The 16633-nt window shown below is 33.7% G+C and carries 19 protein-coding genes; 13 read left to right on the top strand and 6 right to left on the bottom strand.

Going from position 1 to position 16633, the window contains the following annotated elements; translation table 11 throughout:
• Positions 1-18: 18 nt before the first annotated feature.
• Both queA and SULAZ_RS01040 read right to left on the bottom strand, forming a co-directional pair.
• Complete coding sequence (gene queA / locus SULAZ_RS01045; protein WP_012674029.1) at positions 19-1029, bottom strand: tRNA preQ1(34) S-adenosylmethionine ribosyltransferase-isomerase QueA; 1011 nt, start codon at positions 1027-1029, stop codon at positions 19-21.
• Entirely contained in the window at positions 1029-1292 is a 264-nt protein-coding gene (locus SULAZ_RS01040) for a DUF2905 domain-containing protein (protein WP_323145358.1), read from the bottom strand. Before SULAZ_RS01040 ends, queA begins: the two co-directional genes overlap by 1 nt.
• A gap of 30 nt (positions 1293-1322) precedes the next feature.
• Here SULAZ_RS01040 and rlmB point away from each other — a divergent pair, with 30 nt between their 5' ends.
• From rlmB to SULAZ_RS01015, 5 genes are read left to right on the top strand one after another with little or no spacing between them, the layout of a single operon-like run.
• Complete coding sequence (gene rlmB / locus SULAZ_RS01035; RefSeq protein WP_012674262.1) at positions 1323-2066, top strand: 23S rRNA (guanosine(2251)-2'-O)-methyltransferase RlmB; 744 nt, start codon at positions 1323-1325, stop codon at positions 2064-2066.
• The gene (locus SULAZ_RS01030; protein ID WP_012674362.1) at positions 2063-2674 is read left to right on the top strand and encodes a class I SAM-dependent methyltransferase; all 612 of its coding nucleotides are present in this window, start codon (positions 2063-2065) and stop codon (positions 2672-2674) included. The genes rlmB and SULAZ_RS01030 overlap by 4 nt, the downstream gene beginning before the upstream one ends.
• Positions 2671-3972 carry a UDP-N-acetylmuramoyl-tripeptide--D-alanyl-D-alanine ligase gene (locus SULAZ_RS01025; protein ID WP_012673608.1) on the top strand — a complete coding sequence of 434 codons (1302 nt, stop codon included), beginning with the start codon at positions 2671-2673 and terminating at the stop codon, positions 3970-3972. The genes SULAZ_RS01030 and SULAZ_RS01025 overlap by 4 nt, the downstream gene beginning before the upstream one ends.
• A gap of 18 nt (positions 3973-3990) precedes the next feature.
• Positions 3991-4989, top strand: a complete 999-nt coding sequence (gene gap, locus SULAZ_RS01020) for a type I glyceraldehyde-3-phosphate dehydrogenase (RefSeq protein ID WP_012674587.1) — start codon at positions 3991-3993, stop codon at positions 4987-4989.
• Between the two features lie 48 nt (positions 4990-5037).
• Positions 5038-5634 carry an anthranilate synthase component II gene (locus tag SULAZ_RS01015; RefSeq protein WP_012674117.1) on the top strand — a complete coding sequence of 199 codons (597 nt, stop codon included), beginning with the start codon at positions 5038-5040 and terminating at the stop codon, positions 5632-5634.
• Here the strand turns inward: SULAZ_RS01015 and SULAZ_RS01010 are convergent.
• From SULAZ_RS01010 to alr, 4 genes are read right to left on the bottom strand one after another with little or no spacing between them, the layout of a single operon-like run.
• Positions 5618-5839 carry a hypothetical protein gene (locus SULAZ_RS01010; protein ID WP_012675044.1) on the bottom strand — a complete coding sequence of 74 codons (222 nt, stop codon included), beginning with the start codon at positions 5837-5839 and terminating at the stop codon, positions 5618-5620. The genes SULAZ_RS01015 and SULAZ_RS01010 overlap by 17 nt on opposite strands.
• 55 nt (positions 5840-5894) lie before the next feature.
• Positions 5895-6080, bottom strand: coding sequence for a tautomerase family protein (locus SULAZ_RS01005; RefSeq protein ID WP_012673577.1), 186 nt, complete (start codon positions 6078-6080; stop codon positions 5895-5897).
• Between the two features lie 2 nt (positions 6081-6082).
• The gene (locus SULAZ_RS01000) at positions 6083-7438 is read right to left on the bottom strand and encodes a sigma-54-dependent transcriptional regulator (RefSeq protein WP_012674320.1); all 1356 of its coding nucleotides are present in this window, start codon (positions 7436-7438) and stop codon (positions 6083-6085) included.
• A gap of 1 nt (position 7439) precedes the next feature.
• A complete protein-coding gene (gene alr, locus SULAZ_RS00995) occupies positions 7440-8510 on the bottom strand; it encodes an alanine racemase (protein ID WP_012673730.1) in 1071 nt (356 codons plus the stop codon).
• A gap of 68 nt (positions 8511-8578) precedes the next feature.
• Between alr and SULAZ_RS00990 the strand changes: the two genes are divergently transcribed.
• The 8 genes from SULAZ_RS00990 to pyrH all read left to right on the top strand — a co-directional run bounded on the left by SULAZ_RS00990 (position 8579) and on the right by pyrH (position 16623).
• Positions 8579-9640 (top strand): flagellar brake protein, encoded by a 1062-nt coding sequence (locus tag SULAZ_RS00990; protein WP_012674377.1) that lies wholly within the window; start codon positions 8579-8581, stop codon positions 9638-9640.
• Positions 9641-9691: 51 nt separating this feature from the next.
• A complete protein-coding gene (locus SULAZ_RS00985) occupies positions 9692-10126 on the top strand; it encodes a TraR/DksA family transcriptional regulator (RefSeq protein WP_012673564.1) in 435 nt (144 codons plus the stop codon).
• A complete protein-coding gene (gene lspA, locus SULAZ_RS00980) occupies positions 10126-10620 on the top strand; it encodes a signal peptidase II (protein WP_012674713.1) in 495 nt (164 codons plus the stop codon). The genes SULAZ_RS00985 and lspA overlap by 1 nt, the downstream gene beginning before the upstream one ends.
• 22 nt (positions 10621-10642) lie before the next feature.
• Positions 10643-13432, top strand: a complete 2790-nt coding sequence (gene secA, locus SULAZ_RS00975; protein WP_012673925.1) for a preprotein translocase subunit SecA — start codon at positions 10643-10645, stop codon at positions 13430-13432.
• 4 nt (positions 13433-13436) lie between these two features.
• Positions 13437-14345: an AEC family transporter gene (locus tag SULAZ_RS00970; protein WP_012674853.1), complete on the top strand. Its 909-nt coding sequence runs from the start codon at positions 13437-13439 to the stop codon at positions 14343-14345.
• Between the two features lie 102 nt (positions 14346-14447).
• The gene (rpsB, locus tag SULAZ_RS00965; protein WP_012674845.1) at positions 14448-15314 is read left to right on the top strand and encodes a 30S ribosomal protein S2; all 867 of its coding nucleotides are present in this window, start codon (positions 14448-14450) and stop codon (positions 15312-15314) included.
• 1 nt (position 15315) lies between these two features.
• Positions 15316-15909: a translation elongation factor Ts gene (gene tsf / locus SULAZ_RS00960; RefSeq protein ID WP_012673460.1), complete on the top strand. Its 594-nt coding sequence runs from the start codon at positions 15316-15318 to the stop codon at positions 15907-15909.
• A gap of 3 nt (positions 15910-15912) precedes the next feature.
• Positions 15913-16623, top strand: a complete 711-nt coding sequence (pyrH, locus tag SULAZ_RS00955; protein ID WP_012674409.1) for a UMP kinase — start codon at positions 15913-15915, stop codon at positions 16621-16623.
• The last annotated feature ends 10 nt before the right edge of the window (positions 16624-16633 follow it).

Below are 16633 nucleotides of genomic sequence, written 5' to 3'. Positions count from 1 at the left end.
TAACATAAAAAAACATTTTTATATTATAAACATAGCATCACCATAACTGAAGAATCTGTATTTTTGTTTTACAGCTTCGTTGTAGGCTTTGAGTATGAAATCTTTTGAAGCAAAGGCAGATACAAGCATAAGGAGAGTGGACTTTGGAAGATGGAAGTTTGTTATAAGTTTATCTACTATCTTAAACTCAAAAGGTGGATAGATGAAAATGTCTGTAAAACCTTCGGTTTTACCTGTAAGGACAAAACTTTCAAGGGTTCTTACAACAGTTGTTCCTACTGCTATAACAGACTTTCCTGATTCTTTTGTTTTCTCTATAAGGTCTAAAGATTCTTTGGGTATGCTGTAAAACTCTTCGTGCATCTTATGTTTTGTAATATCCTCTTCTTTCACAGGTTTAAACGTTCCAAGGCCTACGTGTAGAGTTATGTAAGTTATGTTTACACCTTTATCTTTTACCTTCTTTAGAAGTTCTTCTGTAAAGTGAAGTCCAGCCGTGGGTGATGCTACAGAGCCTTCTTTTTTTGCAAATACAGTTTGATAAAGCTGCTTATCTTTCTCCTCATCTGGTCTTTCTATGTATGGAGGGAGGGGAATGTGTCCATACTTTTCTAAATCTTCTTTTATGTCTTTACTGTGAAGTTTCACTATTACTTTATCTTCTTGTCTTTCTAAAAACTCTACAAAAAAGTCTTGGGCTACGACTATTTTATCTTTCGGTTTTAATCTTCTTACGTTTTTTATAAGAGCTTCCCAGATGTTATCTTCTACAGGTTTGAGTAAGAAAACTTCAATATTTGCTCCTGTTTTCTCTTTTTTTCCTATCAGTCTTGCAGGTATGACTTTTGTATCGTTTAAAACAAGTAAATCTCCTTCTTGAAGGTAATCAACGATGTCTCTAAATACTCTATGCTCTATAGACTTTTTTTCTCTATTTAAAACCATCAAACGACAGCTATCCCTTGGCTCTACTGGGTATTTAGCAATAAGTTCTTTTGGAAGATGGTAATCAAAATCAGACAATTTCATCATTTTGAAAATTTAGATAGGAGTATAAAAATTAGGGAAAGAATAACACTTAAAATTAAAGATGTGGTTAAAGGAAAGTAAAATGTAAAGTTATCTTTTTTTATAAGTATATCACCCGGAAGTTTTCCTATTCCAAAAGGTAGTTTTTCTAAAAAAATAAACAAAAATCCCATTACTACCAAAACCAAACCTAAAAATACGAGAGTTTTTCCTATGGTTTCCATCATTACCTTTGTTAAAATTATGATAGTATAATTTAACATCAACTATAGAGTTTATCAAGGAGTGTTTATTTGAAAGAAGAAAAAGGAGAAAAGTTAGTAATATGGGGTAGAAATCCAGTAATAGAGGCTCTAAGGTCGGGGAAAAGTTTAGAAAAAATCCTTGTAGCCCATGATTCCCATCCACCTAAAGACCTTTTAAAGTTAGCAGAAGAAAGGAAAGTAAAAGTTCAAAAAGTTCCAAGACAAAAGGTTGAAGAATTAGCAGGTACAAAAAAAACTCAAGGTGTAGTTGCACTACTAAGTCCCATCCAATACTGGAATGAAGATAAGATTATAGATAAAGTTATTAAAGAAAAAGGGATACTACTTGTCTTAGACCATATTACAGACCCTCAAAATGTTGGAAGTATAATGAGAACAGCAGAAATACTGGGAGTAAGCGGTATAATCCTACCAAAAGAAAGGTCAAGCCCAATAAATGAAGTAGTCGTAAAAGCTTCAACTGGAGCTGTATTTTACCTTCCTATAGCAAAGGTAGGAAGTTTAAGGAATACACTGGAAAAGTTTAAGAAAAAAGGGGGATGGGTTGTGGCAGTAGAAAAAGGAGGTAAAAACATACACGAGATAGATTTTCCGTTTCCTCTTGCGTTAGTGGTTGGGTCTGAAGGTAAAGGAGTCTCAAAGTCAGTGTTAGAAGAAGCTGATATAGTTGCATCAATTCCTATGAAAGGTAAAATTACATCTTTTAATGTATCAAATGCAACAGCAATAGCACTTTGGGAAGTATTTAAAAAGAAGGAGGCTTTAATATGAGCAGATTTGATATAGCAGCTCTAACTTGGGACGAAAAACCTATGAGAGTAAATATTGCTAAAAGTGTAGCAGAAAATATAAAAAAACATATTCCTTTAAATAAGGATATGAAACTTCTTGACTTTGGCTGTGGCACTGGACTACTTACATTTTTCCTTATTGATAAGGTTGGTAGGGCTGTAGGAGTTGATAGCTCTCAAGGAATGTGTGAAGTTTTTTTAAAGAAAGCTAAAGAAAACAACATAGATAATGTAGAAGTTTTAAATGTAGACTTAGAAAAACAAGATATTGACCAGAAGTTTGACGTGATAGTAAGCTCTATGGCTCTTCACCACGTTAAAGATACTCAAAACATACTTAAAAAATTTTACTCTTTGTTAAACGATGGAGGATACATAGCAATAGCTGACCTTGTAAAAGAAGATGGAACATTTCACGATGATAACGAAGGAGTAGAGCATTTTGGCTTTGATTTAGAAGAGTTAAAGTCCCTTTTTGAAAAGGTAGGGTTTAAAGATGTTCAATACGATATAGCTTATACTGTAGTAAAAGAAAGGGATGGGCAAAATAGAGAATATCCAATATTTTTAATGGTAGGTAGGAAGTGAGATTAACAGACTTAGCTAAAGTAGTTGAAGGTAAGATTTTAAACATTGAAGAAGATTTAGAGGTTAAGTCCTTTACCATAGACAGCCGAAGCTCAACACAGGATAGCGTATTTATACCTTTAAAAGGAAACACAGATGGACATAGTTACATTGAAGATGCTCTAAAAAAATGGTCTGTAGGGTATCTAACAGAAAAACCTTTAAACTTTAAAAACGGCATACTGGTAAAGGACACATATCAAGCTTTAAAAAAGATAGCTATTTATAAAAGAAAAAGTATTGACACCGTAGTAGGTATTACAGGAAGTAGCGGAAAAACTTCAACAAAAGAATTACTAAACTTTGTTTTATCTAACTTCTACAAAACCTATGCAACATCAGGGAACTACAACAACGAGATAGGTGTGCCATTAACCTTAGCAAATACACCAGAAAATACTCACATTGCAATCATAGAGATGGGAGCTGGAAAAGTAGGAGATATAGATTATTTAAATAATATAGTTAACCCAGATATAGGAGTTTTAGTCTCAGTAGGACATGCCCACGTAGAGAAGTTTGGCAGTTTTGAAAACATAATAAAAGGTAAAGGAGAGATATTCAACACTTCCCATTACCATGTCTTACCATTTGACCTTTTAAACTACTACAAAGATAAACTGAAAAAATTCATTACCTTCGGAGAAGAAGGAAACATAAAAGTATACGACATAAAAATTATTCCTGAGGGAACGACAGGAAAAGTTGCTTACAAAAATCAAGTGTTAGATTTAACTATACCTATCTTTAACAAGGGTATTTTTAAAAATATAGGAGCTGTAGCAGGAGTACTTTACCACTTAGGCTTAGACCCTATAGAGAGTTTAAAAGTGTTAAAAGAGTTTAACCAGATTCAAGGTAGAGGAAAGATTATAAAGATAGGAAATTTAACCATTATAGATGACTCTTACAATGCAAATCCTCTGTCTGTGAAAAATGCAATAGAAACCCTAAACGAGATACCAACTGTAAAAGTGTTAGTCCTTGGAGATATGCTGGAACTGGGAGAAGAATCAGAAAAGCTACACAGAAGTATAGCCAAAGAGATACTAAAATCACACATTGACTATGTATTTTTATACGGAGAAGAAACAAAGTACATAAAACAAGAGTTAGAAGGTAAAAAGTATGTTTTACACACTGATAAAAAAGAAATAGCAAACCAGTTAAAAAAGTTAGAAAATAGCAGTCCAACTGTTTTAGTAAAAGGTTCTCGTGGCATGAAAATGGAAGAAGTGATAGAATATTTAAAAAATTAATATGGAGGAAAACTTATTATGAGAGTTGCAATTAACGGATTTGGAAGAATCGGAAGGAATTTTTTTAGAATAGCAAACTCTGTAGAAGGGATAGAAATAGTTGGGATTAACGACCTGACAGATGCTAAAACCTTAGCACATCTTTTAAAGTATGATTCAGTTCATGGTATATATGACGCTGATATAAAAGCAACAGAAGACTCTATAATAGTAAATGGAAAAGAGATAAAAATAACAGCTATAAAAGATCCTTCACAACTTCCATGGAAAGATTTGGAAGTTGATGTTGTAATAGAGTCTACAGGTGTATTTACAAAAAGGGAAGATGCAGAAAAACATCTTCAAGCTGGAGCAAAAAAAGTTATAATCTCAGCTCCTGCTAAAAATCCAGATATAACAATAGTTTTAGGTGTAAACCAAGAGATGTATGACCCTAAAAACCACAACATAATCTCTAACGCATCTTGTACCACAAACGCCCTTGCACCTGTAGTTAAGGTGCTCCAGAAAGAGTTTGGTATAAAGTACGGATATATGGTAACAACTCACGCTTACACAAACGACCAAAGAATATTAGACTTACCTCATAAAGATTTAAGAAGAGCAAGGGCAGCAGCTGTAAACATAGTTCCAACGACAACAGGAGCAGCAAAAGCCTTAGGAGAAGTTATTCCTGAAGTGAAAGGAAAGTTAGATGGCACAGCAAGAAGAGTGCCTGTAGCAGATGGGTCTTTAATAGACTTAACTGTAGTTGTAGAAAAAGATACAACAGTAGAAGAAGTAAATGCAGCTATGAAAAAGTACTCAGAAGGAGAGATGAAAGGAATTCTTGCATACTGTGAAGACCCTGTAGTATCTTCAGATATAGTAGGAAACCCTGCTTCTTCAATCTTTGACTCTCTCTTAACACAAGTTATAGGTGGTAATCTAGTACACGTAGCATCATGGTACGATAACGAGTATGGCTACTCTACAAGGTTAAAGGACTTAGTTTTATTCATAAAAAATGCAGGATAAATCTAAAGTTGGGGGATTAATCCCCCAATTAATTTAGAAGGTAGAAAAATGATACTAATGATAGATAACTACGACTCTTTTACTTACAACATAGTCCAGTACTTTTACGAACTTGGACAAGATGTTTTAGTAAAAAGAAATGACGAGATAACGGTAGAAGATATAAAACGTATGGATAACGTAGATGCTATAGTTATATCTCCCGGTCCATGTACTCCAAACGAAGCTGGAATATCAGTTGATGTAATAAAGGAGTTTAAAGGTGTGTATCCTATACTTGGTGTATGTTTAGGGCATCAGTCTATAGGACAAGCTTTCGGTGCAAAAATAGTAAAAGCAAAGTGTCTTATGCATGGTAAAACTTCAAAAATATACCACAATGAAAAAGGTCTTTTTGAAGGCATACCAAATCCGTTTAATGCAGTAAGGTACCATTCCCTTGTTATAGACGAATCCACTTTACCTGAAGATATAGAAATTACAGCAAGGTCAGACGATGGAGAGATAATGGCTATCCAGCATAAAAAGTATCCAATCTGGGGAGTTCAATTCCATCCTGAATCAATACTTACAGAGTATGGTCTAAAACTACTGGAAAATTTCATACACCTTGCAGAAAAAGCAAAGACTACATCAAAACAGTAAAATAGTAATAAGCAGGCAGTATATGAACCTTTACATCATCAACTAAAATAGTATCAAAATCATCAAATGTTAGTATGACAGCTTTTTTAACATTTAAAAATCTTGCAGCTTCCAACAGTCCGTTTAAATCCCTATTAACAAAGTCAGGTATACCATTTTGATGAAATTCAACGATAAGCTGTTTAAATATTTCTTTCCTTTTCATAAGGAAAATTTTACCATATATTTCCTTTCAAAAAGGAAATATTTACAGATTAAAATTAAAGGTCGCTAAGTAGCTTTCCACCTTTACCCCAATTTTCTCTGTCTACTTCATCTATCACCACGTAAGTAGATTGTGGGGGTTTGTTTGCAACTTCTTCTAAAAGTTTCGTTATTCCTTCTACTATTTTTTCTTTTTGTTCTTTTGTAAGTTTTCCTGCAACTTTTACGTTTACGTAAGGCATCTTTACTCCTCCAAATTGTACTGTTTAATTTTTCTATAGAGAGATGATAAATCTATATCTAAAGCTTTTGCAATCTCTTTAAGATTGTTATTGTAAACCTTTAAAGCTTTTTTTATCATCTGTTTTTCCAACTCTTCTTTTGCATCTTTTAAAGGTCTTATAGTGATAGGAATAGATTCTTCTTTTTCCAATTTTACATTCCCAAGCATATGGGGAGGTAGGTCTTTGTTGTAAATAATAGACTCACTGTTTAGTATCACCAACCTTTCCATAAGATTTTTTAACTCTCTAACGTTTCCAGGCCAGTTGTAGTTTAAAAATGTGTTTTTTACTTCGTCTGAGAGTATAGGTGGTTCTACTTTGTTTTCTACTGAAAATTTTCTTAAAAAGTAGTTTGCAAGTAGTAGTATGTCTTCCTCTCTTTCCCTTAACGGAGGAACGTAGATAGGAATAACTGAGAGTCTAAAGGCAAGGTCTTGTCTGAATGTTCCTTTTTCCACTTCTTTTTGTATATCTTTGTTTGTAGCTGATATAACTCTTAAATCAACTGTAATTTTTGTATTACTACCAAGTCTTGAAAACTGCTTTTCCTCCAAAACCCTCAGTAGTTTTGCCTGTGATGATAAACTCATATCTGCAACTTCATCTAAAAACAACGTTCCTTTGTCTGCAAGTTCAAGTTTTCCTATCTTTCTTGTAAATGCATTTGTAAAGGCTCCTTTTTCATACCCAAAAAATTCAGCTTCAAAAAGTTCATCTGGGATAGCTGCACAGTTTATATCAACAAAAGGATAATCTTTTCTTGGAGATTGGTAATGGATAGACTTAGCTACAAGTTCTTTACCTGTACCGTTTTCACCTAAAATCATAACCCAAGCGTTTGTTTTTGCCACTTTTTCAATCTGTCTTTTAAGTTCAACTATCTTAGGACTGTTTCCTATTATCTCTATCTGTTTTTCTTCTTTCTCTTTAAAGTATTCTAGGCTCTGTTTTACTTTTATCTGCTTTTCTACTTTCTCGATGGTTGCCATTATGGTTTCTGTTGATAAAGGTTTTTCTAAAAAGTCAAAGGCACCTTCTTTTATAGCTTTTACTGCTATAGGAATGTTTGCATGACCTGAAATCATAACTACACTTGAATTCGGAGAGTTTTCTTTTATAAATGGTAGTAAATCTAAACCTTCACCGTCTGGAAGCCAGACATCTAAAAAAATCACATCATAAGAGTTTTTCTTTATAAAATCTTTAGCAGTTGTTATACTACCAGTAGTACCAACGTAATAACCTTCATCGGTTAAAATGTCTTTCATCAAGTCTTGTATATTCTTTTCATCATCTACAACTAAAATATTTAGCATCTTACTTTACCTCTTTCCTAATTACCCTCTTAGATATACCACACATAATCTCGTAGGCAATGGTTCCTGATATTTTTGCAATATCAGAAAATTTTATCTCTTTATCCTGAAGTTTTCCAACAATTACCACATCATCCCCTACATTAACAGTATCTAAATCTGATACATCGACGATAGTCATATCCATAGTGATATTTCCAACTATTTTACAGTATTTTCCGTTTATGAGCACATAACCTTTATTAGACAACGACCTTGGAAGACCGTCTGCATACCCAAAAGAGACTACTGCAACCTTCATATCCCTATCAGCTTTAAAAGTTCCACAGTAAGATATCCTATCTCCCTTTTTAACACTTTTAACAGATATTACCTTAGATAAAACAGTCATAACAGGGTAAAGACTTACTGGGTAATCTTGTGTAGGTTTTTCTCCGTATATAGCAATACCTAATCTGATAGTATTACAGAAAGGACAGTCATAAACCACACCAGCTGAGTTTTGTATATGAATGTACTTAGGGTTGACATCTAACATTTTCACTATCTCTTTAAACTCTTCTATCTGGCTTTTAGTATAATCAGGGTCTGTGTCAGCTGATGGAAAGTGAGATAAAATTCCTTCCACTTCAAAGTCTTTTATCTTTTCTTTTAACTTTTCTATATCAGACTGGTAAAAACCAAGTCTTCTCATTCCTGTATCAAACTTTATGTGTATCTTCTTGTGTTCTAACTTTTGAGCGACTTCAAAATGAGAAAAATCGGAAATAACTGGTGTTAAACTATAACGATTAAACAGCTCTAACTCTTGCTTTAGTATGCCACCTAAAACGATTATGGGCTTTGTTATCCCTGCTTCTCTTAAAAGATAACCTTCATAGCCAGTAGCAACACAGAAACCTTCAACTATATCTAAAGAAGAGAGGGTCTTTGAAACTATACAAGCATCGTGTCCATAGGCATCTGCTTTAACTACTGCAAATATTTTTTTATTAGAGAATTTATAAAGATTTTCTACATTTTTTTTTAAATTTTCTGTATTTATTAAGGCAACACTTCTAATAAAATCCAATCCTGTCCTTTACTTTGAAAAAATTACTTTAAATATGATATCATAATTAACAAAAACTGGTTTTTAACATGGATAATAGAAATTTAGCGGTAGAAGGTTATCAAAGGGCAGTAGATAGATTAAGTAGTGTTGACGCTAACGCTGTTATATTTTTACTTCTCTTTTTAATTTTTATTGTTTTATCTATCATAATCTTAGGAAATTTGTCTAAAAAAATAAAAGCAAAGAAACAATACGAAGATTTTATAAAGTATGCAAAAGAAAAAAATCTAACAGACCAGCAGATAAAACTACTTTGGGATTATTCAAAAAAGTTGGGGAGAGACCCTTTCCTTGCAATTGAGTTTAAGGCTCCTTTCGAAAAAATTATAGATGTGTATATAAAAGAAAATCCTAACTTTGACGAAGACCTAATAAAAGATATGAGAGAAAAACTTGGATTTGATTATATACCTTACTTTGTACCTCTAACAACAACAAAAGATATTGAACTTTTCCAAGGTGGATCTTTAAAAACAGAAGATGGTAGAACTTACAGCGTTGCACTTTACGATAAAGATGAACTTTACATGTACTGGGTCATAACAGACAAAACCATCCCAAAAATAAATCCTGAAGATAAAGTAAAAGTATCTTTTACAAGAAAATCAGATGCTGCTTATACCTTAGAAGGGCAAGTTATAGATGTTATAAATGAAAATGGAAGGGTTATCATTAAAATCCCTCACACTTTTGAACTTATTAGAATACAAAGAAGAGAATATCCAAGGGTTGAAGTAGAAATAGAATCTTTAATAGGTAAAAAAGTAAAAAAAGATGGACAAGAAATTCTTCTATGGATTACTGCTAAGATTTTAGATATAAGCCCTTCAGGAGCAAAAGTGTGTATAAGTCCAGAAGAGAAAGATAAGCTTAAGTTAGGCATAGGAGATAAAATCATACTTTCTTTTAATCTTTTAGAAAAAGAATTCCAAGAAGAAGCAGAAATAGTCAACATTCATCAAAAACAGAATATACTCTGTTATGGCGTTAAGTTTGTAGATATTAAAGAATCTCAACAAAAACATATATTTGAGTTTGTAAGAAGAGAACAGAAAAAGCTAGCTGAACTTTATAAAAAACAATCTTGACAAAGTTATAATTTAGTATATCATTATTGCTTATTTTTGGAGGTTTAAATTATGGATTTAGAAACAATCAGAGAAAAGCTCTTAGAGAAAAGAAATCAGATCTTAAAATCTTTAGAAGAGTCTGCTAAAAGTGATATAAACGAAAAAACAGGCGTAGGAGACGACGCTGACACCGTAACAGATGAGTTAAGTAGAGAGACCCATTACAGGCTTACCCAAGCAGATAGAGAAACTTTATACCTTATAGACCTTGCTTTAAGAAAGATAGACAGCGGAATATACGGTATATGTGAAGAGTGTGGTGCAGTAATAGGAGAGAAAAGATTGGAAGCAATACCATGGGTTAGACTTTGTATAGATTGTAGCCAAAACGAAGAGATAGTTAGACAGTTCCAACAAAGAAACGAAGAAGAAATGATATACAACATCATCCCGCCAACATTAGGAGAGGAAGAAGAATCTTCTAAAAATCTTCAGGCTGACTAATGAACAAAAAAAGTGTAGCTTTTTGGGGTGTTTTCTTTTTAGTATTTTTTTTAGATTTAATTACAAAATACTTGGCTGAAACTTTACTACTAGACAGAACTGTTTCTGTTATTCCAAACTTTTTTGACTTAACGTTAGTGTGGAATAAAGGTGCGGCTTTTGGAATGTTAGCGGAAGCTCCAGAGTATGTAAGAAAATTTATTCTAGTTGGGTCTTCTATAGTAGCTATCATAGTTTCAGTAGTTTACTTTTTAAAGTCTAAAGATAAACTTTCAAATTTAGAAATCATCTCTCTTGCTTTAATAGGTGGTGGATCTCTTGGAAACTTATACGATAGATTTTTTTTAGGACAGGTTAGGGACTTTTTAGATTTTTACATAAAAGACCATCACTGGCCTGCTTTTAATATAGCTGATGCTTCAATTACTGTAGGAATAGGACTGTTTATATTTTACGAACTCCATCTAAAAAAGAGGAGTATAATAAATAATTAATTGGTTGTTTTAGGAGGAAGTTTTGATAGGATTTTTAGTCAAAAAACTATTTGGAACAAAAAACGAAAGAGAGATAAAAAAGTTAAAATCAATCGTTGAGAAGATAAATAAGTTAGAACCGGATCTTGATTCGCTATCTAATTTAGAGTTAAGACAAGAAAGTTTAAAACTTATAGAAAAGGTAAGAAATAACAATCACTTATCAGAAGCAATAACAGAAGGAGAAATTGTAGAAGAGTTACCCCTTGCTTTTGCTCTTGCAAGAGAAGCTGCAAAAAGAACACTTGGGCTTCGCCCTTTTGATGTCCAACTTATAGGTGCCCTTGCCCTACATAAAGGTATGATAGCAGAAATGAAAACAGGCGAGGGAAAAACATTAGTTGCAGCCATAGCAATATACCTCAACGCTTTAACTGGAAAAGGTGTTCATCTTGTCACTGTAAACGATTACCTAGCAAAAAGAGATGCCCTTACAATGGGGTCTATCTATAAATTTTTAGGTTTGTCTGTTGGAGTAATAAATACAAACCATGCCTCTTATGTGATCGAGTGGGCAGATGAAGAAAAGTTTAAAAGAGCTTTAGAGTTAGATAAGAGAGTATGGGAAAAGGGATTTTTTGGTGAACTTTTACCACCTGAAAAATTTGATATAGAAGCAAGGAAGGATTTCTTTACAGTTGCAGTAGAAAGTGATAGAAGGTCTGCTTACGCAGCTGACATAACCTACGGAACAAACAACGAGTTTGGATTTGATTACTTAAGGGATAACATGGTATTTTCAAAAGACCAGATGGTACAAGTTAAAGGACATCACTACGCAATTGTAGACGAAGTAGACTCTATCCTTATAGATGAAGCAAGAACACCTCTTATAATATCAGGTCCATCCGGAGAAGATGTATCAATTTACTATATGACAGACGCTTTTGTTAAGACACTTATAAAAGATGAAGATTATATAGTTGATGAAAAAAATAAGACGGCTGTTTTAACGGAAAAAGGAGTAGAAAAAGCTGAAAAGTACTTTAACTTAGAAAACCTCTACGACCCAAGGAACGTTGATATCCTTCACGCGATCAACCAGTCTTTAAGGGCAAATACTCTATACCACAGAGATGTAGATTATGTTGTGAAAGATGGAGAAGTTATAATAGTAGATGAGTTTACAGGAAGACTTATGCCTGGAAGAAGATGGTCTGACGGTCTTCATCAGGCAATAGAGGCAAAAGAAGGAGTAAAAATTCAAGCAGAAAATCAAACTCTTGCATCTATAACATTCCAAAACTACTTTAGAATGTACAAAAAACTTGCAGGAATGACAGGAACGGCTGAAACAGAAGCCTTAGAATTTAAAGAGATATACAACCTTGATGTTTTAGTAATACCTACAAACAAACCTGTCAAAAGGATAGACTATCCAGATTTAGTCTACAAAACAAAGAAAGAAAAATTCAACCAAGTTATAGAAGAGATAGAAAGACTCCACAAACAAGGAAGACCTGTTTTAGTGGGAACAGTTTCTGTTGAAACATCTGAGTATCTATCAGGACTTCTTAAGAAAAGAGGAATACCACACAATGTTTTAAACGCAAAAAATCACGAAAAAGAAGCAGAGATAATAGCCCAAGCTGGTAGAGTTGGAGCTGTTACTATATCAACAAACATGGCAGGTAGAGGAACAGATATCTTACTTGGTGGAAACCCTGAGTTTTTAGCAAAAGAGATACTTAAAAAGAAAGGACTAACTCCAGAAACAGCAACAGAAGAACAGTACGCCCAAGCTCTAAAAAAAGCTCAAAAAATAACCCAAGAAGAAAAACAAAAAGTTATAGAGCTGGGAGGTCTTGCAGTAATAGGTACAGAAAGACACGAAAGTAGAAGAATAGACAACCAGCTCCGAGGTAGAGCAGGTAGACAGGGAGACCCGGGAAGCTCTAGATTTTACCTATCCCTTGAAGATGATTTACTTAGACTGTTTGGTGGAGATAGACTTAAAGCATTGATGGATAGGTTAAAAATACCTGAAAATGAACCTATAGAAAGTACAATGGTGTCTAAGGCCATAGAAAACGCACAAAAGAGAGTAGAAGGACAGAACTTCCAAATAAGGAAAAGACTCCTTGAGTTTGATGACGTAATGAACAAACAAAGACAAGTTATATACTCATTAAGAAGAGATATATTAGAAGGTGTAAACCTTAAAGATGAGATTAAACTCTGGCTTACAGATATAGTTTTATACTTTTTAGATAAGTACGCTCCTGCAGACCAGTATCAAGAAAAATGGAACTTTGAAGAGTTAAAGAAGACATTCAAAGAGTGGCTGGGTGTAGATATAGATATTCCTACAGATAAAGAATGGGATAGAAAAGAGCTTGAAGAGTATATACTAAAACATCTTGAAGAGTACTACAATCAAAAAGAGGAAAAATTAGGAAGCTCACTGATGAGAGAGTTTGAAAGGTACATGACTCTACAAGTTTTAGACAACTTGTGGAAAGACCACCTACATAACCTTGATAGATTAAGGGAAAGTGTTTACCTGAGAGGATACGCCCAGAGAGACCCTCTTGTAGAGTACAAAAAGGAGTCTTTTGAACTGTTTGAAGATATGATGTTTAAGTTAAAGTACAACACTATAGAATACCTATACAAACTTCAAATTCAATCAGAGGAAGTTTTAGAAGAAGAAAAAGCCAAAAAAGAAAAAGAAGCTGAAAAAACATTAAGGAAAGCTGATACCAATAAAGAGGAAGAGAAGAAAAAGAAAGTTATAAAATACAAAAACAGAATGGAAAGAAGAAAAAAATAAATAGATGATACAAAACTTAATTATAATCTTTTTCTTCTTTTTCCTTGGATATATCTATAGAAAACTAAAAATATTCTCAGAAAATTACTCAAAACCATACATAGACTTTATAATGTACGTGGGTTTTCCTGCTTTAGTTATAAACAACATCTACCATTTAAAGTTTACCTCTGACGTGTTTATGGCACTGTTAACAGGATGGATAGCACTTATACTCAACATTCTCTTTTCTTACAAAGTAGCCACCTTAATTAAACTTGACAAAAAATCGGCAATCTCGTTTGTTATGGTTGCAACGTTTGCAAATACAGGATTCTTAGGATATCCCTTTATACTTTCACTTTATGGAAGTGAAGGTTTAAGGTATGCGGTCATATTTGACAATCTTGCAATGTTTTTACCTATTTACATCCTTGCTCCAATACTTATATCCTTTGCAAAAGATGAAAAATCATTTAAAGTAGATTTAAAAAAACTTTTACTTTTTCCACCGTTTACCGCCCTTTTAATAGCACTATCTTTAAAACCTTTCCAGCTTCCAAGTATAGTGCTAAAAATATTAGACATGCTCGGTTCTACAGTAATACCACTTATTCTTTTTTCTGTAGGTATGAATCTAAGGTTTACATCTATTAAGAAAGATATAAAAATCATATCTTTAGTTTTACTTATTAAACAAATTCTACTACCTTTAACTGTTTTAACTATACTTTTACTTTTAGGAGTTTCTTTAACTCTTCCGTGGAAGGTGGCAATACTACAACTTTCAATGCCACCGATGGTTTTAGCATCAATCTTTGTAATAGAAGCAAATTTAAACAAAGATATAGCTGTGTCTTCAGTTGCTTTAGGTATTATTTTAAGTTTCTTAACAGTTCCTCTGATATATTACATAATAGAAAATATGGTATAATAATATACTTAACTAAGCACGCTTTCTCTTAGAGGGTTGCCCTAATATCAGGGTTAAAACTTAGAGAAAGCGGAAGAAAAAACCCTTATAGGAGGTATTTTTATGTCAGTAGAAATTAGTATGAGAGAGCTTTTAGAAGCTGGAGTACACTTTGGCCATCAGGTAAGAAGATGGAACCCTAAGATGAAGCCGTACATCTACACAAAAAGAAACGGCATTCATATCATCGACTTATCTAAGTCAGTACCACTTTTCAAACAAGCAATAGACTTTATCATCAATGAAGTGGCAAACGGTGCAGAAATCCTATTCCTCGGAACTAAAAAGCAAGCTCAAGCCATCATAGAAGAGCAAGCTCAAAGATGTGGGGCTTACTACGTTAACTATAGATGGCTTGGTGGAATGTTTACAAACTTCCAAACAGTTAGAAAAAGCATAGCAAAACTCAGAAAGCTCCAAAAGATGGAAGCAGAAGGTGCATTTGAGATACTTCCTAAAAAAGAAGTTATGAAGTTAAAAAAACAAAAAGAAAAACTTGAAAAGTACTTAAAAGGTATAGTTGATATGAACAGAGTCCCAGATATTATCTTCGTAGTAGATACAGTTAGGGAAGATTTAGCTGTAACGGAAGCTAATAAACTTGGGGTTACGGTTGTAGCTATAGCAGATACAAACTGTGATCCTGACAAAATAGACTACCCAATACCGGGGAACGATGACGCAATAAAGGCTATAAGTTTAATCACCTCTAAAATTGCCGATGCAGTTATAGAAGGAAAGAAAATGAGAGAAAGTCTGGGAACAGCTGTTGAAACAAAAACAATTGAAGAAGAGCTCCTTGCAAAAGAAGCAGAAATAGTAGAATCCGGATACATGGGAGCTAAAAACTACTCTAAAGAAGAAAGACTTGCAGAAATAGTTGAAAAAGAAGCAAAAGAATCGGTAGAAGAAGCAAAGGAGGAATTGTGACATGGCTGTAGATGCAAAGTTAGTTAAAACGTTAAGGGAGATGACTGGAGCAGGAATGCTCGAGTGTAAAGCAGCTTTAGAAGAAGCAAACGGAGATTTAGAGGCTGCTGTAGAGATACTTAGAAAAAAAGGTATTGCAAAAGCAGCTAAAAAAGCTGGAAGGGAGACAAAGGAAGGTTTAATACATTCCTACATCCACGCAGGTGGAAGAATAGGCGTTTTACTTGAGTTAAACTGTGAAACAGATTTTGTAGCAAGAAACGATCTATTTAAAGAACTTGCAAATGAGATAGCCCTTCAAATAGCAGCGATGAAACCTCAATACGTAAAAAGAGAAGATGTACCAAGAGAAGTTGTTGAAAAAGAAGGAGAAATTGCAAGAGAAGCCGCTATAGCAGAAGGAAAACCTCCTCATATAGCAGAAAAAATAGCTGAAGGAAAGCTAGAAAAATTCTACAAAGAAGTCTGTCTTTACGAACAACCCTACATAAAAGATGACAAAAAGACTATAGAAGAGCTTATAAAAGAGTACATTGCAAAGATAGGAGAAAATATTCAAGTAAGAAGATTCTGTAGATACGAATTAGGAGAGTAAAAAGTGCCTTTAGTTTATAAAAGAATACTCCTTAAATTATCTGGTGAAGCTTTAATGGGGGATCAGGACTACGGGATTGATCCCCATTTTGTAAGTGAACTTTGTGATGAAATAAAGGATGTTTACGATATAGGAGTACAGATAGCCATTGTAATAGGTGGTGGAAATATATTTAGAGGTATAAAAGGCACCGAGATGGGGCTTGACAGAGCTACTGCTGACTATATGGGAATGCTGGCAACTGTAATGAACGCTCTAGCCCTGCAAGATGCCTTAGAAAAAAAAGACGTCCCTACCAGAGTAATGTCTGCTATAGAGATGAGACAAATTGCAGAACCTTACATAAGAAGAAGAGCGATAAGACACCTCGAAAAAGGTAGAATAGTTATTTTCGCAGCGGGAACGGGAAGCCCATTTTTCACAACAGACACAACAGGAGCTTTAAGAGCAGCAGAGATAAAAGCAGATCTACTTTTAAAAGCAACAAAGGTAGACGGTATATACGATAAAGACCCTATGAAATACCCTGATGCAAAACTTTTAAAAGAAATATCCTACTTAGATGTAATAAACAAAAACCTGAAAGTTATGGACCATACAGCTTTAACACTCTGTATGGAAAACAAACTTCCTATAGCAGTCTTTAACATAAAGAAAAAAGGAAACCTAAGAAAAATAGTATTTGGAGAAGATGTTGGTTCAATAGTAAGGTAAGGAGGTATAG

It is taken from the genome of Sulfurihydrogenibium azorense Az-Fu1 (assembly GCF_000021545.1).
GTDB lineage: Bacteria > Aquificota > Aquificia > Aquificales > Hydrogenothermaceae > Sulfurihydrogenibium > Sulfurihydrogenibium azorense.
This window is presented reverse-complemented; position numbering and strand designations above follow the sequence as displayed.

What these genes read in the sequence shown, in the direction of transcription:
- tsf (WP_012673460.1), top strand. Translation starts at nt 15,316, where the DNA reads ATGGCTGTAGATGCAAAGTTAGTTAAAACGTTAAGGGAGATGACTGGA.
- SULAZ_RS01010 (WP_012675044.1), bottom strand. Translation starts at nt 5,839, where the DNA reads ATGAAAAGGAAAGAAATATTTAAACAGCTTATCGTTGAATTTCATCAA.
- SULAZ_RS00970 (WP_012674853.1), top strand. Translation starts at nt 13,437, where the DNA reads ATGATACAAAACTTAATTATAATCTTTTTCTTCTTTTTCCTTGGATAT.
- SULAZ_RS01030 (WP_012674362.1), top strand. Translation starts at nt 2,063, where the DNA reads ATGAGCAGATTTGATATAGCAGCTCTAACTTGGGACGAAAAACCTATG.
- gap (WP_012674587.1), top strand. Translation starts at nt 3,991, where the DNA reads ATGAGAGTTGCAATTAACGGATTTGGAAGAATCGGAAGGAATTTTTTT.
- SULAZ_RS01040 (WP_323145358.1), bottom strand. Translation starts at nt 1,292, where the DNA reads ATGTTAAATTATACTATCATAATTTTAACAAAGGTAATGATGGAAACC.
- queA (WP_012674029.1), bottom strand. Translation starts at nt 1,029, where the DNA reads ATGAAATTGTCTGATTTTGATTACCATCTTCCAAAAGAACTTATTGCT.
- SULAZ_RS00985 (WP_012673564.1), top strand. Translation starts at nt 9,692, where the DNA reads ATGGATTTAGAAACAATCAGAGAAAAGCTCTTAGAGAAAAGAAATCAG.
- SULAZ_RS01015 (WP_012674117.1), top strand. Translation starts at nt 5,038, where the DNA reads ATGATACTAATGATAGATAACTACGACTCTTTTACTTACAACATAGTC.
- SULAZ_RS01000 (WP_012674320.1), bottom strand. Translation starts at nt 7,438, where the DNA reads ATGCTAAATATTTTAGTTGTAGATGATGAAAAGAATATACAAGACTTG.
- SULAZ_RS00990 (WP_012674377.1), top strand. Translation starts at nt 8,579, where the DNA reads ATGGATAATAGAAATTTAGCGGTAGAAGGTTATCAAAGGGCAGTAGAT.
- rpsB (WP_012674845.1), top strand. Translation starts at nt 14,448, where the DNA reads ATGTCAGTAGAAATTAGTATGAGAGAGCTTTTAGAAGCTGGAGTACAC.
- SULAZ_RS01005 (WP_012673577.1), bottom strand. Translation starts at nt 6,080, where the DNA reads ATGCCTTACGTAAACGTAAAAGTTGCAGGAAAACTTACAAAAGAACAA.
- lspA (WP_012674713.1), top strand. Translation starts at nt 10,126, where the DNA reads ATGAACAAAAAAAGTGTAGCTTTTTGGGGTGTTTTCTTTTTAGTATTT.